At 50.6% G+C, this 26,370-nt stretch carries 19 protein-coding genes; 8 read left to right on the top strand and 11 right to left on the bottom strand.

All coding sequences use genetic code 11. The annotated features are described in order from the left end of the window. Window positions 1-56: 56 nt before the first annotated feature. Window positions 57-860, bottom strand: coding sequence for an SDR family NAD(P)-dependent oxidoreductase (locus BUB30_RS08080; RefSeq protein ID WP_073132603.1), 804 nt, complete (start codon window positions 858-860; stop codon window positions 57-59). A gap of 132 nt (window positions 861-992) precedes the next feature. Then, complete coding sequence (locus tag BUB30_RS08075) at window positions 993-1,874, bottom strand: LysR family transcriptional regulator (RefSeq protein WP_073132601.1); 882 nt, start codon at window positions 1,872-1,874, stop codon at window positions 993-995. Between the two features lie 86 nt (window positions 1,875-1,960). Between BUB30_RS08075 and BUB30_RS08070 the strand changes: the two genes are divergently transcribed. Further along, window positions 1,961-2,683, top strand: coding sequence for a class I SAM-dependent methyltransferase (locus BUB30_RS08070; RefSeq protein ID WP_073132599.1), 723 nt, complete (start codon window positions 1,961-1,963; stop codon window positions 2,681-2,683). A gap of 35 nt (window positions 2,684-2,718) precedes the next feature. On the opposite strand, the gene BUB30_RS08065 is transcribed toward BUB30_RS08070, so the two are convergent. The 4 genes from BUB30_RS08065 to BUB30_RS08045 all read right to left on the bottom strand — a co-directional run bounded on the left by BUB30_RS08065 (window position 2,719) and on the right by BUB30_RS08045 (window position 6,193). Beyond that, on the bottom strand, window positions 2,719-3,159 hold the full coding sequence (locus tag BUB30_RS08065; protein ID WP_073132597.1) for an SRPBCC family protein: 441 nt from the start codon (window positions 3,157-3,159) through the stop codon (window positions 2,719-2,721). Beyond that, a complete protein-coding gene (locus BUB30_RS35425; RefSeq protein ID WP_221408671.1) occupies window positions 3,156-4,049 on the bottom strand; it encodes an SRPBCC family protein in 894 nt (297 codons plus the stop codon). Before BUB30_RS35425 ends, BUB30_RS08065 begins: the two co-directional genes overlap by 4 nt. Before the next feature lie 107 nt (window positions 4,050-4,156). Beyond that, on the bottom strand, window positions 4,157-4,987 hold the full coding sequence (locus tag BUB30_RS08050; RefSeq protein ID WP_073132596.1) for a helix-turn-helix domain-containing protein: 831 nt from the start codon (window positions 4,985-4,987) through the stop codon (window positions 4,157-4,159). A gap of 276 nt (window positions 4,988-5,263) precedes the next feature. Next, on the bottom strand, window positions 5,264-6,193 hold the full coding sequence (locus tag BUB30_RS08045; RefSeq protein WP_245804048.1) for a DUF6268 family outer membrane beta-barrel protein: 930 nt from the start codon (window positions 6,191-6,193) through the stop codon (window positions 5,264-5,266). Between the two features lie 399 nt (window positions 6,194-6,592). Between BUB30_RS08045 and BUB30_RS08040 the strand changes: the two genes are divergently transcribed. Then, entirely contained in the window at window positions 6,593-10,378 is a 3,786-nt protein-coding gene (locus tag BUB30_RS08040) for a metallophosphoesterase (protein ID WP_073132594.1), read from the top strand. Between the two features lie 85 nt (window positions 10,379-10,463). Beyond that, window positions 10,464-10,880 carry a hypothetical protein gene (locus BUB30_RS08035; RefSeq protein WP_073132592.1) on the top strand — a complete coding sequence of 139 codons (417 nt, stop codon included), beginning with the start codon at window positions 10,464-10,466 and terminating at the stop codon, window positions 10,878-10,880. A gap of 52 nt (window positions 10,881-10,932) precedes the next feature. Here BUB30_RS08035 and BUB30_RS08030 read toward each other — a convergent pair whose 3' ends face one another. After that, window positions 10,933-12,240 carry an MFS transporter gene (locus BUB30_RS08030; RefSeq protein WP_245804047.1) on the bottom strand — a complete coding sequence of 436 codons (1,308 nt, stop codon included), beginning with the start codon at window positions 12,238-12,240 and terminating at the stop codon, window positions 10,933-10,935. Between the two features lie 136 nt (window positions 12,241-12,376). Here BUB30_RS08030 and BUB30_RS08025 point away from each other — a divergent pair, with 136 nt between their 5' ends. Then, window positions 12,377-15,280, top strand: a complete 2,904-nt coding sequence (locus tag BUB30_RS08025; protein ID WP_073132590.1) for a T9SS type A sorting domain-containing protein — start codon at window positions 12,377-12,379, stop codon at window positions 15,278-15,280. 114 nt (window positions 15,281-15,394) lie between these two features. On the opposite strand, the gene BUB30_RS08020 is transcribed toward BUB30_RS08025, so the two are convergent. Continuing rightward, entirely contained in the window at window positions 15,395-17,080 is a 1,686-nt protein-coding gene (locus BUB30_RS08020; protein WP_073132588.1) for a PQQ-dependent sugar dehydrogenase, read from the bottom strand. 366 nt (window positions 17,081-17,446) lie between these two features. Between BUB30_RS08020 and BUB30_RS08010 the strand changes: the two genes are divergently transcribed. Both BUB30_RS08010 and ppsA read left to right on the top strand, forming a co-directional pair. Then, a complete protein-coding gene (locus BUB30_RS08010; RefSeq protein WP_073132584.1) occupies window positions 17,447-17,920 on the top strand; it encodes a MarR family winged helix-turn-helix transcriptional regulator in 474 nt (157 codons plus the stop codon). A 5-nt stretch (window positions 17,921-17,925) separates the two neighbouring features. Then, entirely contained in the window at window positions 17,926-20,574 is a 2,649-nt protein-coding gene (ppsA, locus tag BUB30_RS08005) for a phosphoenolpyruvate synthase (RefSeq protein WP_073132583.1), read from the top strand. On the opposite strand, the gene BUB30_RS08000 is transcribed toward ppsA, so the two are convergent. Beyond that, on the bottom strand, window positions 20,569-21,342 hold the full coding sequence (locus tag BUB30_RS08000; protein WP_178377049.1) for a type II CAAX endopeptidase family protein: 774 nt from the start codon (window positions 21,340-21,342) through the stop codon (window positions 20,569-20,571). The two genes, ppsA and BUB30_RS08000, sit on opposite strands and share 6 nt — an antisense overlap. Before the next feature lie 278 nt (window positions 21,343-21,620). Between BUB30_RS08000 and BUB30_RS07995 the strand changes: the two genes are divergently transcribed. Further along, window positions 21,621-23,021 carry a Gfo/Idh/MocA family protein gene (locus tag BUB30_RS07995; protein ID WP_073132579.1) on the top strand — a complete coding sequence of 467 codons (1,401 nt, stop codon included), beginning with the start codon at window positions 21,621-21,623 and terminating at the stop codon, window positions 23,019-23,021. Window positions 23,022-23,035: 14 nt separating this feature from the next. Beyond that, on the top strand, window positions 23,036-24,625 hold the full coding sequence (locus BUB30_RS07990) for a glycoside hydrolase family 31 protein (RefSeq protein ID WP_073134966.1): 1,590 nt from the start codon (window positions 23,036-23,038) through the stop codon (window positions 24,623-24,625). Window positions 24,626-24,740: 115 nt separating this feature from the next. Here BUB30_RS07990 and BUB30_RS07985 read toward each other — a convergent pair whose 3' ends face one another. Together BUB30_RS07985 and BUB30_RS07980 are read right to left on the bottom strand one after the other, a co-directional pair. Beyond that, window positions 24,741-25,286: a hypothetical protein gene (locus BUB30_RS07985; RefSeq protein WP_073132577.1), complete on the bottom strand. Its 546-nt coding sequence runs from the start codon at window positions 25,284-25,286 to the stop codon at window positions 24,741-24,743. Between the two features lie 124 nt (window positions 25,287-25,410). Beyond that, window positions 25,411-26,358, bottom strand: coding sequence for an alpha/beta hydrolase (locus BUB30_RS07980; RefSeq protein ID WP_073132575.1), 948 nt, complete (start codon window positions 26,356-26,358; stop codon window positions 25,411-25,413). Window positions 26,359-26,370 lie beyond the last annotated feature (12 nt).

Raw genomic sequence — 26,370 nt, 5'->3', positions numbered from 1 at the left:
GCCTCCGCCAGGAAGGCCGCAACCGCTAATGTACTATAAAAGAAATGTTGGAGGCACTACAAAACATTCATCTTGCCACAATCCACATCGACAATATGACTGTTGAAAGCCACTCCTGTTTCGGAGGCGAGGAAGGCTGCCGTTTCACCAAGCTGTTTTAACGTCGGGCTCGTCTTCATGATGTCGAAGGCCTTGTACTGTGCAACCACCTGTTCCCTGGGCACTCCGTATTGTTGAGCAGTATCATCGATGCCCCCGGAAATCCGCTTCGTTTCCATCAGGGCGTTGGCACAAATACACATCACCTTTATTCCTTCTCCTCCCCATTCGGCGGCCATCACGCGCGTCAATCCTTCTGTGGCTGCGCTGGCGGCCGTGATGCCCGCCAGGTTGGGGATCTTGGACCGGGACAGCGAAGCGGTGAGCAGCAGGATGGTTCCCTCAGATTGGGTCTGCATCATATACCTCGCCGCCGCCCTCGAGGTAAGGAATTGCGATCCGCAGATCTTTTCCATCGGAGCCATAAAATGTTGGAAGGTTGCCAATGTGGTGGGAGGCCGCCCACCCATCTCGGCATACGTAAGCCCGATGCCGTTGAAGACGACATCCAGCTTGCCATCGGCGGCAATGACCTTTTTCAAAAAGTTGTCGATTTCGGTTTCATTCAACGCGTCCACTTTGGCGGCCTCCGCGCGGCCACCCGTGGCGTTGATCTCCTTGGCTAATGCTTTGACGGCGTCGTGGTTCCGGGCGGTGACGTACACCTTGGCCCCGTGTTGGGAAAACGCTCGCGCCACGGCTCCGGCAATCTCACCGGATGCGGCAAATACGACGGCTACTTTGTCTTTCAGATTTTTCATTTTGTTTGAATTTATCTTTGGACGGTTGAGCGTTGCAAAACGGTCGGGATTTTCAAAAAAATAGCAATAATCTCATAACATGCTGTATGTCAGTACTTGCTGGTCCGCCCGATACCCTCGAATGAAGGGATTTCATTTTCCACTCCGATAATTTTCAATAAACCATTTAAGCGCCGCATTCTTATTGCTTTGCTTATATGCCAACACAACCTCCGTGCTCACCGGTATGTTTTTCAATTCAATAAACGATACTTTTAAAGAGCCATATTGTTGCTTAAGCGAATACGGCAAAATAGAAACTCCGAGCCCCGCCTCGACCAACTGTAAAATGGAATGCGCATTGTTTGCTTCATGAACGATGTCCGGCTTGAAGCCCATCCGGGCGCATATTTCGATGAGCTTGTCATGATAATGTGGCGCGATGTCTTTGCTGAAAAATATAAACGGACTGGTTTTAAGATAGGTCGCGAGTTTTTCCGGCTGTTTATATTTCCCTTTCGTGGCGGGAACCACCACCACAAACGGGTCAAAGAAAAGTGTCTGCACCTTGAGTTGGTCAGACTGCACCGGCCCGCGAAGAATCCCCACATCGAGGGTGCCCTGCTCCAGCGACTTGATCTGCGTCAAGGTCGGGATCTCGAACAGATTGGTTTTCATGTAGGGGAACACATCGCGCATCGCGATTAGAACATCTGCGAGGTGTGACTGGTAGACGGAGCTGATGTAGCCGATCTTTAGCTCGCCGCTTTCGCTCTTATGGATCTGTCGCACGATCGCTTTACTTTCTTCCAGACGCGCAAAGATTTCGTCGACCTCAGCTTTGAAATATTTCCCGGCGTCGGTCAGGTTTACCCGCTTATCTTTTCTTGTGAACAAGAGTACGCCGAGTTCATTTTCCAGTTCCTTTATTTGTCGGCTTACGGGCGGCTGAGAAATAAAGAGCTTTGACGCGGCCTTTCGAAAATGCAATTGCTCGGCAACCGTTTTGAAGTATAAGAGGTGTCTGAGTTCCATACCTGTAAGGTATCAATACTTGATAAAATTGATACTTTCAAATATAAAGCTAAACCGGGTAATTGCAGCCATCAAAAAGCTTCCCTATGAAAACAGACTATTCAAACAAGGCCACCAACCAACAGATCCGGGAAAGATTCGACAAGGACACCGAACGCTTCTCCAACCTCGAAACCGGCCAGCAATCCACCATCGACGCGCCGCTCACCATGGAGCTGTGCACGGAAGCGGCTAAGTATGCCACCCCGCAGGCAACGGAACTGCTGGACATCGGCTGTGGCGCGGGCAACTACACCCTGAAGATGTTGGGTAAGATCCCCAACCTGAACTGCACGCTGAATGATTTGAGCATGCCGATGTTGGAAAAAGCAAAGGAGAGGGTCTCGCCCCAAACGAAGGGTACCGTTACCATAATCCAGGATGACATGCGAAACCTGGACTTACCGGCCAACCATTTTGATATTATTCTCGCGGCCGCCACGCTGCATCATTTGCGCGATGACGATGACTGGGAGTTGATGTTTACCAAACTCTACAAAGCACTCAAACCCGGTGGCAGCTTTTGGGTGTCTGATTTGATTGCACATCACTCCGAAGTTATCACCAGGCTGTTCGAGGATCAGTACAGCCACTATTTGGAAAAACTGGGCGGTCCCGAATACCGTCAGAAAGTATTGGACTATGTAAATTATGAGGACACGCCGCGTTCGCTGAATTTTCAGTTGGCTTTGCTTACCAAAGTCGGATTTAGCAAAATTGATATTTTACATAAGAACTCGTGCTTCGCCGCTTTTGGTGCGATAAAATAACGATATTAAAAGGGGAGTGGGTGGGGTCGACCTTTTTACCCGCGGCCATCTCCGGTGACCATAGCTTTCGCGAAGGCGACCTTGATCACCACATCCCAACCCTGAATGCATTTGGAATAACACTCCTTTTCCGGAACAAGGCCTTCGTGCGTAAAGGTGAGCTCCGTCATATCGCCTTTCGTAACAATCTCAAAAATCATTTTGGTGTTGGTCCATTCATGCTGATCCCTCTCGAGCCACGTCAACCTGCTTTCGGTAACAAGCCACACGATCTTCCGGTCAGGGATAACGTCCACTAATTTCTGTTTTGAATAGTGGACGTCTCCATGCCGGATGGTAAACTCATCGCCTGGGTTCGCGCTCCTTCCTTCAAAGCCTTCGCCGCTCCACCAGGTTGAAACCTTTTTGAGACGATCGAAAACATCTTTCGGGGAATGGGCTATCGCTATCGTGGCGGTGTAACTTTGGTCTTTCATTTTTTGGCATAGGGTCGGTTAAAATCACCTTTTCCTGTAGTAAAATAGGAAAACAAACTTGTTTTGATCCAATGGGTCCAGCCGGGTTCACAATCCTTGTAACACTCCACTTCCGGCGTGAGGCCTTCGTGCTTGAAAGTCAGCTGCGTGATGCCGTTGTTTTCGGTGAGGTCAAAGATCAAACGGGTGTTGGCCCATTCCTTCTTATCCGAATACCAGGGCATATGACAGTCGGTGACCAACCAGACCACTCTTTTGCCGGGAATTAATTCTGCCACGGTAAAGTCAAAGAAAGAATCTCCGCCCATCTTTACGATGAACTTGTCATTTTGTTTTTCAGCACTTCCCGTAAAGGAGACGTCCCACCACGCCGGAACATCGCTGATCCTTTTGATGGCCTCCTCCGCGCTGATCTTTGCGGCGATGCTGGTTTTAAAATCATTCGACAGAACTTTGCCCTCCGACAAATACGCATACAGGTTTTGCTTGATGAACGTATCCCAGCCCTTGGCACACTCGGCATAGCATTCTTTCTCCGGCACAAGGCCTTCGTGCGTAAACTTGAGTTCGGTCCGGTCGCCTTTCGGGGTTAACTCGAAAATCATTTTTGTGTTGGTCCATTCGTTCTTGTCTTTTTCAATCCAGTTGATCTTACTCTCCGTGACCAGCGACACGATCTTCCGGTCGGGAATAACTTCGATCAACTTATGTTTTGAATAGTGAATGTCTCCCTGGACATCGCCATACCGGAGCACAAATTCATCATTCAGTTTAGCGGTCTCGCCTTCAATGTGACGTGTCCACCATTTTTCAAAGTCGTTCATACGGGTGAAGACATCTTTTTGCGGTAGTGCTACTTCAATGGTAGCCGAATAGCTTTGGTTCTTCATAGTATTTTTATTTTGTAATGAATGGAACCGTGTGAGCGTACGCCTTCACACGATCTTTCCGTAAAGATGCTACGACGATGGCCTGAAAGTATTGTACAAATCGGAAGTCAGGCCCGGTAGGCCTTGGTGCCCAGCTCATTTAAGCTGTTTTGAAGTTCGGTGGGAGTGGTGCCCGTGAACCGTTTGAAGGCCCTGAGAAAATGGGACTGGTCGTGATAGTGATGGTAAATTTGTTCCTTCAGGTATTGAAGTTTGCTGCCGGCTGCAAAGGCCTGGTAAAACTGCCTGAACCGGACGATCTCGGAAAGGTTTTTGGGACCTGTACCCAGGTGCTCTGAGAATTTCGTATGAAGCCAACGGGAGCTATAACCGGTTTCCTTTTCAAGCTGCGCTACGGTGACGAGCCCCTTGGAGTTCTCTATCCGGTGGATACAATAGTCATAGATAGGATCCGCTGCATTTTTTTCCAATTGTTTGATCAGGAAATTTTGCAAGACCTGTAATTTCAGCGCCACCGTTTTTGCTTCGGCGAGTTGCCACTGCAAATTTTCTGCGCGGCTGCCGATGAGGTCGGCCAGCTTTACAATTTGATTCTTGAAGTCGGCGTACGATAAATGAAAAAAACGATACGCCCCCAGTGGGTTGAATTCGATGCCGATCGTGCCGGTCGGTGCATCGTCCTGACAATCCAGAATGACGGGAGAATCGATGATCCCCGATAACCGGATCTCATTCTCCCCCAACGTGAACGTCTGATCACCAATGTGGCTCACGATGCCCTTGCGATAACCAAACGCCAACTTAAAATTGGCATTGGGGACGATCAATTTTTTATCCAACTCCGGCATTCGCCCCTCGCTCTCAAAGACCCACATTTTTGCAATGAAGGGCTGAAGCAAAGGGTGAGGCGTGACCGGAATGAATTGAAAATTTGTCATTTGTCTCTCGCTGCGCAGGATTGCGGACAGTTAAAAATGATAATCTGAAATTAAGCGATTGACCAGGTTTTCGCAATACACAGAGAACATCTCGAAACGAAATTCCCCTGAAGAGCCGCAACCGCCCGCAAGTTTGCATTTTCTGGCTACTGACTACTGGATACTAGCTACTGACTACTGGATACTGGCTACTGACTCATGGATACTAGCTACTGACGATTTGTGATGTCCGGATCGTGAGTTCACTACAACGCCCCGTCCCTCAAGGATTGAAGCTTACTGGAAGGGTGACCTCAGATAGAGTTCAAGAGTAAATACAAACCCGGAGTTTCTAACGGAAGTGACTTCACCGGGCAGATGTGTACTGATATTCCGGCGATACCCTCCAAATACTTCGGCCCCGATCAGCTTTGTGATTTGTTTGTTGTAGGCAATCCCCATATCGGCCTCGGTTCTTCTGAATGCATAAGGCTGTGTGCCACTGTTGATCCAATACGCGCGCGTAACGGCTTCGACCCTGACATAGAGAAGGTCCGTAGGAGAAAGATTCCGGCGCAAGGCGATCTTGTAGGGCAGATTTATTTCAATACCACCTTTTGATGAATAATTGTAGTTAAACATGAAAGCCGGGAGGACGGTGAAGCGGTTGAAACTCTTATTCACCATAAAACCAAAACCGATCTCCCGGTTCGGAGCCGTGCGTTTGATAAAGATGGATGAGAACGTATAGTTGATGGGAACGTTGGCGTGCGGTTGGTCACGAAGATTTCCGCTTTGATTGATGTTGGCGTTGAAGGCAAGCCAGGAGGTGCTATCCAGGGTAATGCACGAGCGTATATCAAGCCCCATAGAACGAAGGTTCCAGCCTCCCAGGGGGCGGAGCGGGTTCTCGCCGTCGCTTTGAAATTCAAGTTGCTCGGTACGGTATTGTGGGCCCAGCAGCAGCGCGAACTTTGACAGGTTCACCACCGGTATCCACATCTTGAAGTAGAAATCCTCCTGCGTATAGGCCTTTGTGGGTGAACCGTCGACCCGGTATAATTTTCCCGGCGCCTGTGTATGTCGGAGCGTGATCCATTTGGAAGGACTCATCCCCGGAAGCCCCGGTCTTCGTTTTTGATTTTGGCAACGCGCCATTTGACCCGAACACAGGAATAAGCTCACCAACAAAGTGCACTGCGTAAATTGGCGGATGGTTCGGTTCATATTCTTTTGGCCCTTCAAAGAAAACCTCAAGTTACATTCGTGTCGATCGAGAGACGGAGCGAAGACATCACGAATAGCAATCGAGTAATATTTGGGGAATTAATTGCAATATACGACAACCTGTCGGATGTTTTTTCGTAGTCGGGTGGATAAAATCATGCTTCACAACAAAGCTTCACAAACAAGCTTCACAACAAAGTCCCTCTGACTAGTCACGAGTGTCAAGGCAAATTCCGAACCGTTTTTTGTCATGCGTTCCCAGCCTTGCATCGGGTCTGGCCGAATGCCGCTCCGGTTGTATGGCCGGGTCACAATGGATAACTTCTGATCGTTTTTTGTCGGCGCGAAAAGCCTGCAAATTCAACTAAAAAGCCCATATTTAAGGACAACAGTAAGTACATGAACAAAAGTCTACCCTCGAAAACGCTTTTACTCCTGTTGTTCCTGGCCTCCTGCGCATCCTATAAGCGACAATATTCAAAGGACGCACGGCAATGGAAAAACGCGACCCCAGCTCCCGATCTGGAACTCAAACACACCATGTACTTGCTTGGCGATGCCGGAAACGCAACGGAACCCGGCAGTGGGGGAGTGATCAAATACCTGAAAACCAAACTCGGGTCGGCCCCAAAAAACAGCTCTGTTTTGTTCCTGGGCGACAACATTTATGAATACGGGATGCCGCCCAAGGAAGAACAGGTAAAACGCGCCGATGCGGAACAACGCATCCTTGCCCAGTTGCAGATGCTCGACGATTTTAAAGGACGCCCCGTCTTCGTCCCGGGAAATCACGACTGGCGTGGCTGGGGACAGCGCGGGTTACATAGCCAGGAGAATTTTGTCGAATCCTATCTCAACACCCATCGCGGTGTGAGCGACAAAGACGATTGGGAAAACTACTTCCTGCCCGACGATGGCTGTGCCGGCCCTGAAGCGATCGAACTGAACGACAACGTTGTGATACTGGTCGTAGATTCGCAATGGTGGCTGGGAGACTCTGACGAGGAACCAAAAATGAATGACGGATGCGGTGTGCGCAACAAAGCGAGCTTCCGTTTTATTTTTGAAACCATGGTGCGCAAATACCGCAACCAGAATTTGATCATCGCCCTGCACCACCCACCCTATACCTATGGCCCGCATGGTGGTGGGTTTACGGTGAAGCAGCACTTGTTTCCACTCACGGACGTGAACCCTAAGTGGTGGGTACCCCTTCCGGGTATCGGAAGTTTAGCTGCATTTTTCAGAGCCAGTATTGGATCGAAACAAGATCTTGCCCACCAGGACTACAAAGAACTCCGCGCGGCCCTATTAGCCGCTACCAATAAAAATGGAAGCTTCATCTTCGCCAGCGGTCATGAACACGCCCTGCAATATATCGACCGCGACGGTCAGCAGTTTATTGTGAGCGGAAGTGCATCCAAGACCAGCCCGGTCGATCTGGGCCGGGGGTCGGAATTTGCATCCGGTGCGTTGGGCTATAGTACGCTTTCGTTTTACGAAGGAGGAGAGACATGGGTACAGTTCTATGAGGTGAATGCGGAAGGGACAAGCGAGACCCTGGTGTTCCGGAAAAAAATAAAAGATAAGCTGCCGCTTGCCGGCGAAGTGCTTCAGACGTCCTTTCCGGAATACGATCAGCACCTGGACTCTACTACGCAGGCCGTCACGAGCAATCTTGTGAAGCCGATTGGGAAGTTCCATAAATTCTTCCTGGGCGCCCACCATCGCGATCTTTACCTGGAGCAATATAAATTTCCCGTGCTGGACATGAACGTGTTTAAAGGTGGCGTTACCGCAGTCAAGCAGGGGGGAGGCAATCAGACCAACTCCCTTCGGGTGCAAGATGCCAATGGACGCGACTATGCATTCCGTGGGATGACAAAGGACGCGACGCGTTTTATGCCTTATCCATTCAACAAAATGGTGGCTGCCAAATACCTGGTGGAGGATAACTTCCTGGCGACACATCCCTTTGCGCCATTGGCTGTTCCCTATCTCGCGGAAGCTATCAACGTATATCATGCCAACCCGCGATTGTACTACATCCCCGCACAGCCGCAACTGGGAATTTACAATAGGCTCTTTGGCGGAGGCATGCACCTGGTCGAAGAGCGTGCGTCCGGAAAGCATTGGAAGGGAGCGCCCTTCTTCGGTTCGCCCGATAAGATCGTGGGCACGCTGGACATGGTCGACAATCTTCTCAAGGACAGCAAATACCAGGTGGATGAAGAATGGGCGGTACGCACCCGACTCCTCGACTTTCTCATTGGCGACTGGGACCGTCACGACGATCAATGGACCTGGGCGTGTCTCGACCAGGCGGATGGGTCAAAACTATACCGCCCCATTCCCCGCGACCGCGATCAGGCGTTTTCGGCATACGACGGATTGGTTTCGGGTATGGCCCGGCAAACGCTTCCCTTCCTGCGTCAACTTCAATCGTATGGTCCGGAGATCAATAGCATGAAATGGACGACGTGGAGCGCACGGCTTTTTGACCGGACATTTCTGAACGAGCTCAGTTGGGCACAGTGGGAAGCCCAGGTAAAATTTATACAGGAACATCTCACCGATGAAGTCATCGAAGGAGCGTTCCGCGACTGGCCGAAAAAAGCGCGTGAACTTTCGGCGCAAAGTATTATCACCAGTCTGAAGACACGTCGCAACGACCTCATGAAAATCGCCCGTACACACTATGAGTTCCTGGGGCAAAAAGTTGACGTCATCGGCACGGAAGAACGCGAACGCTTTGAAGTGGAGCGCGTCGACAATGACCACACCAAGGTCACGGTCTATGACATAAACAAGAAGGGGGAGATCAAACACCAGATCTATCAGCGAACCTTCGAGAACGATGTCACGCCCGAGATCGATCTTTATGGTAACGGCGACGACGATGACTTCGTCGTGAAAGGCGATGTGTCGAAGGGAATCCGCGTGCGACTCATTGGTGGTTTGGGGAACGATGAATTTACGGATGAATCGCGCGTGGCCCGGGGCAGCAAGAAGACCTTTGTGTATGACGACCTCCGGAAGAACACGCTCCATGCCGGACCGGAGACCCGGGACAAACGGACGGATGTCGCCCGTTTTAATATTTATGACCGGCGCGGCTACGACAGCGAGTACGACATCGCCATACCGTTTCCCATCATTGGGTTTAACCCCGACGATCAGCTCTTGGTGGGAGGGACTATGAATTTGGTGAAGCACGGCTTTAAGAAGGTTCCCTATGCATCGCTTCAGCGCATAGGGGCGTCGTTTGCTACGGGAACGCAGGCCTTCAAGGCCAATTATGAGGGCGATTTCCTCAACGTGGTGAAGAACTGGGATTTCTATCTCGACGCGCAGTATCACGGGCCCAGTTTTGCTTTCAACTTTGCTGGCCTGGGCAATGAAACGAAGCGCCCGGTAGACAATCCGAACTTTTATCGCGTGCGGCAGGGATTGATTCGACTGTACCCCGCCATCAAGAAACGTTTTGCAGGGGTGGGCGGCTACTTCACCCTCGGCCCGACCTTTACCGTCTCGCATATCGAGAACACCGCCGGTCGATTTATCCGGATATACGGTCAGGGAGAAAATGCAGAAATATTTGACCGGAAATATTTCGCCGGCGCCGAGCTGGGTTTTCACTACAACAACGTCGACAATTTATTTGCCCCACACGCCGGTGTCCGGTTCAACACCACCTTGAGTTGGATGGACAATATCAAGGAAGCCCGTAGTTTTACCTCGCTACGCTCACAGCTCGCGGTCTTCAAGGCTGTGGATCGGAAGGAAAACCTGATCATCGGAACACAGATCGGCTATGGACAAAATTTCGGCAAGGGCTACGAATTCTTTCAGATGCCAACGCTTGGCGGATCGCTGGGTCTGCGGGGCTATCGCACGGAACGTTTCTATGGCGACATCGCCTACTGGCAAAGCACCGACGTTCGCTGGCGGATCAGCAGCAGCGCCAACCGGATCCTTCCGTTTACATTGGGCCTGTTTGGCGGCTTCGACTATGGCCGGGTATGGCTGATTGGCGAGTCGTCCGAAGCCTGGCATAACAGCTATGGCGGTGGGCTTTGGGTTGCGCCGGTGGATGCGTTGGTGTTTTCCCTGGGAGTGTTTGTGCCGAAAGAGGACTACGAAGAATCTCCACGGGGGGTGTTTCGGGTTGGGTTTAGCTTTTAATGGATGTGTATGACAATGATACTTCGGGGTAAAGTGATACCGATCAGGAAATTGTCGATGATAATGAAGGCTATCGAATAAAAGAATGCATGGAAAACAAATACAATACAATTCTCCATTGGGTGAGGAAATTCCAAATCCAAGTTTAGAATTTCTTAAAAAAGTAATTTTTGAACACACGGCAGATTATTGGTCCAGCGAATCAACCGGAGATTCTGCGCTTGTCATTAAAAAGGATAAAGGAGAATTATGGTTCATTTTCTTTTTCGACGAACCACACGGTTTTTTTATTTACTACGATATGGAATTTGTCCCGCTCAAAAAAGGTATCCCTTTAAAGGATGACAGATATGTTGAGCATGTTGTTGGAACAGAACCCATGCGCATACCTACGATATGCTATCGTACGCGTGAAGAGGCTTGGACAATAGTGTTGGATTTCATCAATGATCAAAGAATGTCCGATAGGTTTAATTGGGTTAGACTTGGGGAAATTGATTAATCCGGCCTCCGCGGGCATGACCTATTTGACGGTGAGCCCCCTGAGTCAAAAATCAGATTGACTTGATAGATTTATACGGATTCACCCATAACCACAATATACTTCCCACAAACAATACTCCCGCCAACACAAACAGTGGCGCATTAAAGCTGTGCGTAACGTCGACGATCTTTCCAAAAAGGATGACCAGGAAAAACGCTCCCGTCTGTCCGAAGAAATTCATCATGCCCACCACGGTGCCCACGCGATCGCCCCCAATGTCGACACACGTTGCAAAAGAAGCGATGACGTTGAAGGGATAAAAGAGTAGTCCGCTATATAGGCAGATCACTACCAACACATTGTTCGGTGTTAGGGCGGCCGCTAAAAAAGAAGCCGCCATCAAACTCAACGCCAGCACCCCAATGACCCTCCGGCCCCAGAGCAAACCCTTGCGTTTCACCCACCAGTCGCTGAGAAAGCCAGCGGACAATGAACCGGCGATTCCGAAAATGAAGGTATAGAACGTGATCATTTTCATTTCACTTTCCAAAAAGTGACGGCCTTCCTGCAAGTACACCGGCATCCAGGCAATAAAAAAATAAAGACCCCACTGCGAACAGAAGTACGCGCCAATCAACGCCACCAGGCTGCGGTTGGTGAGGGCCTTGCGCCAGGGGAATACGGGTCGCTCGGTCACAAAACGCCGGTTGTCTTCAATAAGCTTTTGCTCTGCTGCGGAAATGCCTTTCATCTCCGACGGATTGTTCCGGAACCACGCGAAGCACACCAACACCCAAAGCAAGCCGATGACACCACTGATCATAAAACTCGCGCGCCATCCAAACGCCGCGGCCACAGGAACGACGATGAGCGGGGCCAGGGCCGCGCCCGTATTTTGTCCCACAAACATGGCGGACAAACTTCGCCCCGTTTCACTCACGGGAAACCACCGCGACACCACCCCCGAACTGGTTGGAAAGGCTCCGGCCTCACCGGCACCAAACAGAAACCGAACGGCAATCAACGAGACCAACCCCGAAGTCGCGCCGGTGAGCACGGTGAATATTGACCACCAGATGACAATACGCATCAGCACAGCACGCTGTCCGATGCGGTCACCCAGGATGCCGGAGGGAATTTCGAACAACGCATAGGCCAGTGAAAACGCAGCCAGCACCCATCCGAATTCTTCATTGTTTAACTTGAACTCCGATTTTATGCGTAAACCCACCAGCGAAATGCACACGCGATCGAGATAGGTGATGAGGATCAGAAAGAAAAGTAAGATCAGGACGCGATACCGGTAGGGGAATGTTTTAAGCATGGTGGAGCTTTGGTTCAGGTCGCGCAACGGCAGGCAGTGATTTACCTTGACCACACGTTCCGGTTAAATCAAATTTAGGTATTCGCAGGGAGTTTTCGCAGTGCTGATCATCCAAGACGACGGGTGTTGGAATTTGGTTTTTGATAAAAAAAGGCCTTTATTTCATATCCTAATTCCCATTGGCCCAATTATGAAATTCATAACCTGCTGCTTGCTTTGCCTTGCTGTGATCACCTGCAAGGCTCAATTGCTCACCGATTTTGATGTTCCTTTTGGCGAACCCCCGACCTATACGCAAGTGTGCGAGTCGGTCGACGGCAAATACTTTGTTTATGGAGATATCGATAAGTATGGCGACGAATCCGTGGGCAGCTTGCTAAAAGTTGATGCCACGGGTACCCGGGTGCCTGGGTTTAAGACCGTTCAGACCGACGATCGTATCAGTCAAGTCATTCCGTTGGCTTCGGGCAAGATTTTAGTGCATGGATATTTCAGATATATAAACGGCGTTCGCTGCAACTACCTGGCCCGGTTAAACGCCGATGGGTCAGTAGACGAGTCGTTTGTATTGCAGAATAACCCATCGGTAGGGAGGCTACTGTTGCAGTCGGATGGTAAGATGGTGACGGCAATCGACGATTCGGATGAGACCAGACTTGTGCGCTACAACGCCGATGGCAGTATTGATCCCTCGTTTGCCTTTAGCGTGCCGGAGCCAACATGGGTCGACCGGATATACCTCGATCGTGACGATCATGTATTTGTGAGTACCGGCTCATGGATCGCCCCAAGCGCCCTGATAAAACTAAAAGCAAACGGTGATGTGGACGACTCGTTCCATTATACCTATAATTTCTATGGCCTGCCCATAGGTACGATCATCTTTCAGGATGATGGGCGCCTCGTTTTTTCGGCGACCCACGTCGAACTAGGGGCCTCAACCTACCATTTGATGCGTTTGAATCCGGATGGTTCAAAAGACAATACCTTTTACACAGCGCTCGCCAATGGTATTGTCCTGGAGGTGTTTGGCCGGCAGAATGGCAATATAATTTTTTCAACGGGGTATTATTTAATTGATGACCAACTTGCCGGCATCGCTGAATTGGACAAGGATGGGCATTTTGTGCGGCCCGTGGCCTCCAGTACCCTGCGTGATGTGCGTACGATCAACGAAGATTCCGGAGGCAATCTGTTGCTGACGGGCCGTTTTGAAAAGATCGACGGTACCGACATCAGTCATACGGCGAAGATAAAGCCTGATAATACCGTGGACCTTTCGTTTAAAGTACCTATAGCGAACATCAATGGCGTTCCCACGGGCAATAAGCAAATGGCGGTGCAATCCACTGGAAAAGTTCTGCTCACCGCGAACACTGCGCTTCTACGGCTCCATCCCGACGGCACAATCGACAATACCTTTGCGCCTGCGTTGCCGGTGAGTGATCAATACTACGTGGGCCCCGTGGCCGTACAAGATGATGATAAGATCATCGTAGGAGGAAGCTCTAAGCTCTCGGAGCCGACGTTCGTCGGGAGATTAAATGCGGACGGATCGCTCGATGCAACATTTCAAACGGGCACAGGACCTCAAAGCGATGGCTATCCCGGATCAGTCACCCGGGTGATTGTTAAATCGGGAAAGATCTATGTGGCCGGCTACTTCAATTCGTTCAACGACAATCCATCACCGGGATTTGCCATACTGGATATGAATGGAAAATGGATCGGGCCCGAAAAAAATGGACTCGGCGACAGCAGGCAAGTGAATGACATGGATGTTCAGTCCGACGGCAAAATAATTCTAATCACATTAGCGAAGGATGCCGTGCGACTCAATGCAGACGGATCCAAAGACGATTCGTTTACGCCGGCAGCGACCGGGTTCGGCTTTCGTGTCGACGCCCAGGACAGAATTTATATGCGCGGATGGTTCTACAGTGACCAGGGCCGTACAGCTCTTGTAAGACTTGATAAAAATGGGGCGGTGGACAATAGCTTTAAAACAACGCTTGTCGACATGAGTTTTGGACAATTCTATTTTGTGCAACCCCTGTACGACAACATGATCGCCGTGGGCGGAGGTTTCAGTGGCTTTAGCGATACGTCCAGCCCGGCCGTGATGATCCTCGATGATGAAGGCTCGCCGGTAGCCATGAACAACCCGCTGGATTCCATGCTGTCGAACACCTTCGTCGCAACGTACCGCGACAAGACCCTATACATGTTCGGGCGATTTTCCAGGGAGCACGGCATGAAGGTCGCAGCCGGCGCCAAGATCGTTTTTTCCGATACCACCCTGGGCCGATTTGTCGTGAAGGCCCAAAAGGACGAAGCCGCCAAACTTACCTGGCGCAACAACGTGAAGGACGCCACCGGTATTCGCATCGAACGCTCCACGCCCGACGATGCACACTTTGAAGTGATCGACGAGCTTGCTCCTAATGTGACCAGCTATATCGCCAAGGACCTGCAGGAGCTTACGCCGTACTATTTCCGCATCACGGGCTACAATGATTCCTATTCATCATCTTTTGTCGGCCACGACTCCACCCTCATCGCCCCGCAGCCCGCCTTGCCGGCCACGAAAGTCACGGACGATTCGTTTACGGCAAACTGGAAGGCTATACCGCTTACCGACTCCGTGATGTTGCAGGTTTCGTCCGATAACTTTGTAACCTTCTTGCCCGGCTATGAGAAACTTATCCTGAAGGGGACGAATTCAGCCACCCTCACCGGCCTGGAAGTAGGCCAGCAAATCGGGTATCGTGTGAAGCGGTTCCGGAACGGAAAGTCGTCCGACTTCTCCGAGGTGGTCACAACAAGCATCGTGTTGGCGGCTGAAGAGAACGTGCTATCACACCTGCAAGTCTACCCCAACCCAACGCGCACCCAACTCACGGTAACGCTACCCGAAAACACCCGCCAGGCATCGGCCAGCGTGCATTCCCTGCAAGGCACGCGCATGGCCAGCTACGCCCTGAACAGCGGGACCTCCCAACTCGACGTACAAACGCTTCCCGCCGGGGTTTACATCCTGGGGATCGCGGTGGATGGCGTGAGTAAAAACGTAAAATTCGTGAAGCTGCAATAGCAACTCAACCAGCGAAGACCCATTAATTAAAAACCCATCAGACCTTGCAGGCTGATGGGTTTTATTTTGTTGAACGGTTTAAAGCTCCGAAGGTATCAGTGGCGTTTCTTCAAACTAGGATTTAGCTTTCCCTGTTGCTGCACGGGTCTTGGTTACTTCGTCCACTTTGACTTCATCCGCTTTGTTGCCAAACGATTTCCGGATGTAGCTCAGCACATCCGCGATCTGTTGGTCGGTCAGCCAATTGTGGGGTGGCATAACATTCTGATAGGTCTCGCCATTGATCTTGTCCTTCTTGTCATATCCTTTCAGGATGATATTGATCAACTCCGTTTTGTTGCCCGTCACAAGGTTGACGCCCGCTAAAGGCGGATTCATGCCGGGAGCTCCTTTGCCGTCGCGTTGGTGGCAAGGTGCGCAGTAGGTGTTATAGACGGTTTGTCCTGCCACCATTTCATCGGCAACAGGTTCTTCCTCCTTCGCCACTTCAGGCTTGTACAGTGTGCGGTCTGCCGTTTTTGCTATGCCGTCCTTGTAATACACAATGCGCCAGATGCGTCCGTGTTGAGAATCGGAAATGTACAGCGATCCGTCAGGACCTTCGGCCAAACCACAGGGTCTGAAGAATGCGTTGCCGGGATTGGTGATGGGCTGGGGGCCAATGAATCCATCGGCAAAGACTTCGTGGGGGCCTGAGGGTTTTCCGTCCTTCATGGGAACGAAAACTACTTTAAAGCCTTGCTGCTCATGGCCCAGCCGATTCCAGCTTCCATGAAAAGCGATGAAGGCGCCTTGCTTATATTTTTCGGGGAAGAGATCACCCTTATAGAACAACACATCGTTGGGAGCCCAGTGTCCGGGGAAGCCCAGCAACGGAGTTTTGGCTTTGTCGCAACGGTCGCTCTTCGCGCCATCGCCGCCATACTCGGGGTTCGTGAACTTTTTGCCCTGGAGGTGATCGTAGTAGCAGTAAGGCCAACCCATGTCGTCGCCCTGTTCGAGGTCGAAGAATATTTCGGAGGGGAGTTCCAGGTTTTGATCTTCGGTGTAAAATTCCGGCCAGTAGCGATGAAGATCATCTCTTCCATGCTGAAGGGCAAACAGCCGGCCGACGCCAGCATTCCAGGTGAGGGCAACAGCGTTTCGGATGCCGGTAGCATAGCGGAACTTAAGGTCTTGCTTTTGGCCCAGGGTATTGTCATCGAACTTCCAGATGCCGGCGCGGGTTTCCAGTTCTTTACACGGATCGTCGCCCGCGGTGTGGGGCATGCGCAAATTTATCTCGCAACAATTGCTGGTGGAGCCGATGTTCACATACATGCCGCCTTTGTCATCAAACGTGAACGTTTTGGCCATGTGTCCTACGCCATCCACCATGGTCACCAGGGTGTCGAGCGCGTCAGCCGGTAACAATTCTCCTTCGGTCATTTTGCTTCGGAAGACGTGCGTTTCGTCGGCGTAATACAGGTAGCCGTTGTGGAGTTCAATGCCGGTGCCGGTAACGTTGGAATAGCCCTTCACGATATCGGCGCGTCCATCGCCGGATGTATCGCGCAAGGCAATAATGCCCTTTCCGTCCAGCGCAAGCTTGCTAAGATGAAGATAGATGTCTCCGTTGGGGGCAATGGCCATGTGTCGTCCGCGTCCCAGCGTATCGACCACCACCACCGCTCCGAACTTCTCGGGGAGCGTGATGCCCCCATTGTCTTTGTCGGGTACTAAATCTTTAATTTTTGATTGGGTGCACGCCGCGGAAAGAACGGCAAGCGCCAACCAGGCGAATCTTGATAATGATTTCATAATCTTCGTTTGAGTTTATAGGCTACAGTTGATCAGGCGAATATAAAAGTAATTTATTTATGCCTGAAGGGATCGGCAGCCGTCAGGAATCAGCGACTTTGTCTGGAATTTTTACATGCACGGGTAGGGCAGGTAATGACCGGAGAGAAATTTATGTCAGTCTGCTCGATTTCGGATGCGCAGTAATGCAAGGCCTTCCGCTGAAACCCTCATTCCCGGATCGTTGAAACCCTGCCATACCAAAAGGAATGGGGCCGCTGAATCCCCGTTCCGGCTGCACGAACCGGGCACTCAAAAAAATATTTGGATATGTTTCCCGTTTTATATTATCTTTATCATTAAGATAATTAACAATAAAGATAAAAAATGGACGCCGACCTGATCAGACGAATACGGAAACTGAACCAACTCCATGCCTTCAGCTCCCTGCAGATGCACGAGGCCATTGCCCGAAAAGCAGGGCTTCCCGGAACGGACCATAAGTACCTCGGATTTCTAATGCAAAAAGGCCACATGACGGCCGGCGAGCTCTCCCATTTAACCGGTCTGACCACCGGCGCCGTGACCGCTTTAGTAGACCGCCTGGAAAAGAAAAAACTGCTGAAGCGACAATTTTCCGAAGACGACAGGCGCAAGGTCATCATCGTGCCCAACACGAAAAATATAATGACGTTGATGGTGCCGCTCTATAAGGAATTTCGGAGCAAGTCGGAAAAACTGATTGCTTCATTTTCAAGTAAGGACATCAAAGTGATTGAAACCTATTTTTTAGGGGCCATTGAGATCATGAATGAAACCACGGATAAGGTCAACAACAAACGTAAAAAGGAAAGCAAATAAAAACTATGAGTGTCTGCATACTTCGTTTTCAGGAGATCGACCGGTCAATGGTGATGACGGTGGGGGGCAAGGGCGCTAATCTGGGCGAGTTGTCCAGGATCGAGGGCATACCGGTGCCGGAGGGTTTTTGTGTCACTACCGAGGCGTATAAAAAAGTGATCGGAAATAGTCAGGAGCTGAACCGGTTGCTTGAGGAATTAAACCGACTTAAAGTTGACGAGAGGAGAAACATCAGCGAGGTTAGCTCAAAGATCCGGACGGTCATTGAAGGAATCCCCATTCCTAAGGAGATGACAGAGGAGATAGCGGGTTGTCTCGCCATGTTTGGCGAAAAAGATGCCTATGCCGTACGATCCAGTGCCACCGCAGAGGATTTGCCAACGGCATCTTTTGCAGGGCAGCAGGACACCTATCTGAACATTATCGGGAAGGCGGCCATCCTAAAGCACATCAGCAAATGCTGGGCATCGCTCTTCACCGAGAGGGCGGTGATCTATCGTCTTCAAAACGGTTTCGATCATCGCAAAGTCCTCCTGTCAGTAGTCGTTCAGAAGATGGTCTTCCCAAAAGCGGCGGGGATTTTGTTTACGGCCGATCCCGTCACCTCGAATCGGAAAGTATTATCCATCGATGCGAGCTTTGGACTGGGTGAGGCTTTGGTTGCGGGGTTGGTGAGTGCGGACAACTACAAAGTGAGCAACGGCAACGTGATCGATAAGCGGATATCCACAAAGAAACTGGCCATTCATGCTTTGGAAGATGGCGGCACAAAAGAAGAGGAGATCGAGCCCGGGCGGCAGAACGAGCAAGTCCTGTCGGATGCGCAGATCCTGCAGCTTGAGCGCATGGGCAGAACGATCGAAGTACATTTCGGCCAGCCCCAGGACATCGAGTGGTGTTTGGTGGAGGATGGCCATCTGGCGGATGGGCAGATCTTTTATATTGTACAGAGCCGGCCGATTACTACTCTATTTCCGATCCCCGAGGCGAATGACCAGGAAAATCACGTCTATGTATCCGTCGGTCACCAGCAAATGATGACCGATGCCATGAAACCGTTGGGGTTGTCTTTTTTCCTTTTAACGACGCGTGCACTCATGCGTACGGCGGGAGGAAGGCTGTTTGTTGATATCACCCCGATGCTGGCTTCACGCGCCAGCAGAGAAGCGGTGATCACCACCCTGGGACAATCCGATCCACTGATCAAGGACGCGCTATTGACCATCGTTGCGCGGGAAAATTTTGTCAAATCGTCACCCGGTGAAGATGAAAAACAACCTGGATCAAACCATAAACCGATTTCGCTTGCGGGTGCCCGAACAAAGATCGAAAACGATCCGGCAATCGTGTTGGATCTGATCCGAAGTAGTCAGACATCGATCGCAGCGTTGAAGAAGGACATTCAAACGAAATCAGGAACCGATCTGATTGATTTTATTCAAGAAGATATCCCGCGATTAAAAAAACTGATGGCTGATCCACGAAACCTGGGTGTGATCATGGCGGCGATGGATGCTTCGTTCTGGATCAATGAGAAGATGATGGAGTGGTTGGGTGAAAAAAACGTAGCGGACATACTTTCCCAATCTGTCGATAACAACATTACTTCGGAAATGGGCCTGGCGCTCCTGGATGTCGCCGATGTGATTCGGCCTCATCCCGAATTAATGGACTACCTACACCAGGTAAAGGATGATGATTTTTTGGATGAACTGGTGAAGTTCCCAGGTGGAAAGGAAGTGCAAGACGCTATCCATACATTTCTGGACAAATACGGAATGCGGTGTGCCGGAGAGATCGATATCACCAGAACCCGTTGGGCCGAAAAACCGGCGACACTGGTTCCTGTCATTCTCAGCAATATCAAAAACCAGGAGTCCAACGCCAGCCATCGGAAATTCGAGCAAGGGCGACGCGAAGCTTTGGAAAAGGAGCAGGCATTGGTAGACCGGTTGAAGTCATTGCCGGAGGGCGAGCAAAAAGCCAAGGAATTAAAGCAAATGATCGACCTCGTCCGGAATTTCATTGGCTATCGTGAATATCCAAAATACAACTTGGTCGGACACTACTTTGTTTACAAGCAGGCGTTAATGAAAGAAGCAGAAAAACTCGTGCAAGCCAAGGTCATTCATGAGAAAGAAGATATTTACTATCTCACGCTGGAAGAGCTTCGGCAGGTCATCGCCGCAACTGCATCCGATGGCGATCGGATGGATTACCAGGTCATCAACAAACGAAAGGACGACTACAAGTTATATCAAAAGTTAACGCCGCCACGCGTGATCACGTCGGATGGTGAAATCATGACTGGTGCGTACAAACGGGAAAATCTTCCAGCCGGAGCCATCGTGGGGCTGGCGGTTTCGTCCGGAGTTATCGAGGGCCGGGCGCGTGTCATCTTAAACATGGAGGATGCCGACCTGGACGAAGGAGATATATTGGTCACTGCCTTCACCGATCCCAGTTGGACACCCTTGTTTGTATCCATCAAAGGCCTGATCACCGAAGTTGGGGGACTGATGACGCATGGAGCGGTTGTCGCGCGTGAGTATGGTTTGCCGGCAGTGGTCGGAGTGGAGAATGCTACGAAGCTGATCAAAGACGGACAACGCATCCGGGTTAATGGGACGGATGGCTATGTGGAATACTTATAACGTGCTGTTTGATAGTTTCAACTTACTGATTGCCCAAAAGAATGCAACTGTCGCAATGATAAATGCGGAACACCAAAGGACAAAATGCCCATCAACACCCGTAACGGAAATCGTCTTCCAATCAAATTTGCCCAAGAGTTTTGTCCACCATAGCGAGTAATCAAATACATCCAGGAGGGAGTGACCGACGATCCCGGGGATGAGTGACTGTGCCCGGTAGGCAAGGATCCCCAACAATACACTGGCAAAAAAAATGATGGGAAAGACCGTGCTCGCCCATGACCGATCCAGGTGAACGAGGGAAAATACAATAGAGGTAACGACAATGGCCACGCCCGGCCCATACCGATGCTCAAGCGGTACCTGCATGTATCCTCTAAAACCGACTTCCTCACAAACGCCCGCCACGAGTGAGCTCATGAATATGGCAAGCCATGCCACCGACGCGGGCAAGCTCTCCACGATCTCATACTGTGAAGAAAATGAATCGGGCAACGGTATGATGCGAAACGTGATTACAAAACAGGACTGAACAATGAGGACAAAAAGCAGTCCGGCCACCAGCGCCCATTTCCATCCATGAGCGGATAATTGAACACTTCTAAAAAACCGGCGCCGGGTCTCGGAAGTGCGCTTGGGCCAACTGTTCCCGGAAAGGAATTTCCAATAGAGCCAAAGGGGCACGAGCATGAGTATGATCGACCAGGTTGATAATTTGAAGAGATAGATATCAGCAGACCAAATGGCAATGCCAATTGTACTGACCAAGAACCCCAGAAGGATGGCTCTAAAAAAAACAGGAATCCGAGACCAGATGCCTGACATGTCTATGCCTGATGGTTGAGCGGACTCCATTTAACCAAATGTTTGTTGGGTATGGAGTGAAGATAAGAAATTGGAAGAGAATGGATGGTCGTTCGTCAAGGGATGCCCGGGTTGCCCACACCGCTAGTAAAAAATAAATGGATTTATTTGCGAAAAATGGTATACTTAGCCTACGAGTCTTAAAACCACCAAAACCATTATATATCAAAAAATAAGTCTTTATGGGAAACGATACATCCAGATCAAGAAGAAAATTCCTCCAGCAAATCGGCGCAACCGGATTGGCATTAGGCGCCTCCCCACTGTCGTCGCTGGCGGCGAAAGCAAAAACAGAAGAACGCATCCTGAGATATGAACGAAAAATTACGGCCAACGACAAAGTCAGAGTAGGTGTCATTGGCTATGGTGTTCAAGGGCATTTTGATTTGAACTCGGCGCTGAAAGTGCCTGGCGTGGAGCTGGCAGGGATTTGTGATCTCTATACCGGCCGCCTGGAGAATGCAAAGGAACTACACGGCAAAGACCTGTTCACCACCGTCAACTATAAAGACCTGCTCGACAGAAAAGACATCGACGCCGTATTGATCTGCACCACCGATGTTTGGCATGCGCGCATTGCTTTAGACGCCCTGGCGAAAGGCAAACATGTGTATTGCGAGAAACCCATGGTGTATAAGATCAGCGAAGGACAACCTGTAGTAGATGCGGCAAAAAAGTCGGGCAAGGTATTTCAAGTGGGCAGTCAAAGAGTGAGCAGCATCGGCTATGCAAAAGCCAAGGAATTGCTGGCAGCCGGCGAGATCGGCAAACTCAATATGGTGAATGCCGTATACGATAGACAAAGTTCGATCGGCGCGTGGGAATATACCATTCCCAAAGATGCCAGTGCACTGACCACCTTTTTGTATAAATTTATCGAAGCCACCGAGAAAATGGCGTTCGATGCCAAGAAGTTCTTTTGGTGGAGAGCCTTCAAGGAAGTGGGCACCGGCGTGGCAGGCGACTTATTTATCCATTTGTTAAGCGGAACCCATTTCATCACCAACTCCAAAGGCCCGGAAACTATTTTCAGCACCGGCCAATTCAGCTATTGGAAAGACGGCCGCAATTTGCCGGATGTCATGTCGGGCGTTATGCAGTACCCCGACAGCAAAGAACACAATGCCTTCCAACTCACGCTGCAGGTCAACTTCATCAGCGGCACCGGCGGACATGAGGTCATTCGCCTGGTGGGCTCCGAAGGCGTGATCGAAGTGAATGGAAACAACATTACCGTAAAACACAGCCTCATGCCCGAAGCGCCGGGATTTGGTGGCTACGATTCACTGTTCACGTTCTCAAAAAGCATGCAGGACGAAATGCAAAAAGAGTTCGATGCCAAATGGACGCCCGAACAGAAAAAGAGAAAAACAAAAGAGGACATCATTTTCAAAGTTCCCGAAGGGTATAGCGATCATGTAGACCACTTCACCAATTTCTTCGACGCGATCAGAACAGGCAAAGCTGTAGTGGAAGACGCCGAATTTGGATTCAGGGCGGCTGCCCCTGCACTGGCTTGCAACGAAAGCTATCTTTCCAAGAAAATAATGACTTGGGATCCGATCGCTATGAAAATGAAATAGCCAGCTACAGCCGAATGAAATTATATAGGAGAGCAGCACATGCTGTAATTTTTCTTGCCCTGATCTTTGCCGGCTACAACGCCCGATCTCAGGATTCGGTGAGGCTTCAATTGTCTTCGGGGGATGGGGAATTGTGGTGGAGTGGCGTGATCAATCATGGCAACCTGATGCCACTTTCGGATGGATACCGCGCCAGTCTTTTCAACAATCTCTACGGCAACCAGGCACAACCGCTACTGCTTTCGAATAAAGGAAATGTAGTGTGGTCTGAAGAGCCGTTCACGATCGATTGCCAAAACAAGACGATCGTATTGAAAAAGCCGGCCGGCGAATTCAAGACCTTTCATGCGGGCACGACGTTGAAGGAAGCTTACCGGTATGCCAGCAAAACCTTCTTTCCGCCCTCGGGTCTTGCGCCGGCAAAATTCTTGTTTTCAAATCCCCAATACAACACCTGGATCGAACTGCTCTATGATCAGAACCAGGAAGATGTATTGAAATATGCCCGGGCCATCAAAGACAATGGCTTTCCCCCCGGCGTGATCATGATCGACGACAACTGGCAGGAAGACTACGGAACGTGGCGATTCCACCCCGCGCGATTTCCAAATCCAACGGCGATGGTCGATTCGCTCCATGCCTGGGGCTTTAAAGTAATGGTCTGGGTGTGCCCGTTTGTAAGTCCCGACTCGGAAACATTCCGAAAGCTGCAGCAGGCAAACGCCTTGCTTACCGACGCAGAAGGTTATCCAAAACTTGTAAAATGGTGGAACGGTGCCAGCGCCGTGCTCGACCTCACCGATCCCAACGCCGTGAAATGGTTTCATGAGCAACTCGGATGGCTGATGAAGACAAACAAGATCGACGGATTTAAATTCGATGCCGGCGACCCCGAGTTCTACATCGACACCCATGGCGACCGCGCCGTTTCTCCCAACGAGCATGCGACACTGTTTGCAAAAATTGGGCTCGACTATCCCTTCAACGAATACAGGGCCACCTGGAAGATGGGAGGTCAGCCGTTGGCGCAGCGCCTGAGAGATAAAAATCACAGCTGGAACGACCTGAAGGTCCTGATCCCCGATATATTATTACAGGGCATCATGGGCTATCCGTTCACGTGTCCGGACATGATTGGTGGTGGTGAGATGGGATCGTTCGTAAACCTGAAGTCCATCAATCAGGACCTCATCGTACGGTCTGCGCAAATCCACGCCCTGATGCCGATGATGCAGTTCTCCGTCGCGCCCTGGAGAATACTCGACCCCGCACACCTCGACGCCGTAAAGAAAGCCATCGCCCTTCGTTCAAAGTATACACCGACGATTTTAAAATTGTCGGACGAAGCGACAAAAACCGGCGAGCCCATCGTCCGGATGATGGCCTACGAATTTCCCGGCCAGGGATTGGACCAGGTGACCGACCAATTTATGCTGGGAAGCGAAATACTGGTGGCACCGATCCTGAATAGTGAAAACACGAGAACGATCCTGTTGCCCAAGGGAAAATGGCGCAACATGATCGATAATAAAGTGATTACGGGTCCCAAGACCATCACGCTGAACGTGCAGCTGTCTGAGTTGCCCTATTTTGTAAAGATGTAAGCACAAACAAGATTGGCGAATGTCGCCGGGCTTCTGTCAGAATGGGATGACAACAAAATAAAGGGACTGCGATAATCGCAGTCCCTTTGTGTTTGTTGTAGGGATCGCCAACGAATCACCACGTCACCATGTAGGTGCAACTATCGTCTCCCTTTATTCTGCTCTTTGCTGAAAGGTCAGTCACCACATCGTATTTGAATGAATCCTTTGGCTTGAAACGACGCAACATCGTGCTGATGATGCCGCGATCGAACTCGCTAGGGTAGGGGTTGTTGCAGACCATGATGGCTTCACGTTTCTTTTCATCAAAATGCGTGAGCGTATATTTACCGATCTCGCCATGGCGATGGTTCATCTGGTAGGCGACGTCGATGGCCGACAAGGCTTTCTGAAGATTGTCGATCTGTGGCGGAAATACCGCGTGTTCCGGAATGGCCTTGCCGATAGCGAAAAGCGTTCTGTCGCCGATCTCGGTGGCCATCTCTTTGAAAGCGTCAAGCCAGGATTGTTGCTTATACCACACACCTTCCTGGGGTACGATCTTGTGTCGCTTCAGGATCGCCATCCGTGTTTCTTGTCCCGTAGGCAGGGCGTTCACCACCGAGATGATCGTCTGACCCATCACTTCAACGTTTGCATCAAATGCTACATACTGTGCCATTGCAATGTATTTTTTAAAGTTAGCTTACCAGGGTTTAGCAAGGCAAATGTAGAGATGATGACCCTGCGCGGAGGTTGAACCGCAGGGTTCATACATCATGTGTAAGGTTTGTGGGTTGATTTCACTACGAATGTGATCCCAGTCCGAGCTTGGGTCTGACCCAGTCCACAAACCGGGCGATGGAATCGTCCGCTTCGGGCGCGCGTCCGGCGGCCATTTGAAAAGAATGTTGCATGCCCGGGAACACATCGAGGCCCACCTCCACGCCAAAGGCTCGTGCGCGTTCTGCAAATCTTGTGCTATCATCCAACAGCATCTCATCGCCACCGACATGCAGATAGACCGGTGGAAGTCCGCTCAGGTCGGCGTGGAGCGGATTTGCATAGGGGTCTTTTCGATCGCCGTTCGCTCCGAGCAACATGCCTGCCATTTCTTTTATCCCTTCCGCTGTAAACAGAAGGTCTTTTTCTGCATTGGTCTCCATCGACTTCCCTGTTACCTCCATATCAAACCACGCCGAAAAGGGCATCGTTGCCGCGGGCAGGGGCAGGCCTTTGTCACGAGCCAGCAATAAGGTCGTGATGGCAAGTCCGCCACCGGCCGAGTCTCCGACGAAAGCAATATGGTTTGCCTGGATCCGCTGGTTGAGCAACCATTCGTAGGCGGCCAATGAATCATTGACCTGCGCCGGGTGGTTATGTTCGGGCGAGCGACGGTAGTGCAAGATCAAGGCCCGGCAACCGATCGCTTTGGCGAAATGGGCGTAAAGCTTTCGATGCGTATACATGGAGCCAGAGAAAAATCCACCACCATGAAAGCATAAGATCACCCGGTTCTCTGTGCATCCTTTCGGGATCGCCCACATAGCGGGCACACCCCCTGCATCTACTTCAATATAATCTACACCACCAGGCTCGGCGGTGAGGCTGGCCCAGTTTTCGTTAAAGTCACGTGCTTCATCAAGGGATGTATGTTCGCGCGACGCGGCCGCGGCCTTAATCCACCACTTGCCTACTTCCTCGACTTCCTTGCTAGGTTTTAGAATCGCCTGTTGCTCTTTTTTTGTTGTCATAAACTGTGAATT

It is taken from the genome of Chryseolinea serpens (assembly GCF_900129725.1).
GTDB lineage: Bacteria > Bacteroidota > Bacteroidia > Cytophagales > Cyclobacteriaceae > Chryseolinea > Chryseolinea serpens.
The sequence above is the reverse complement of the archived record's forward strand: the minus strand, read 5'-3'. Positions and strand labels throughout refer to the sequence as shown.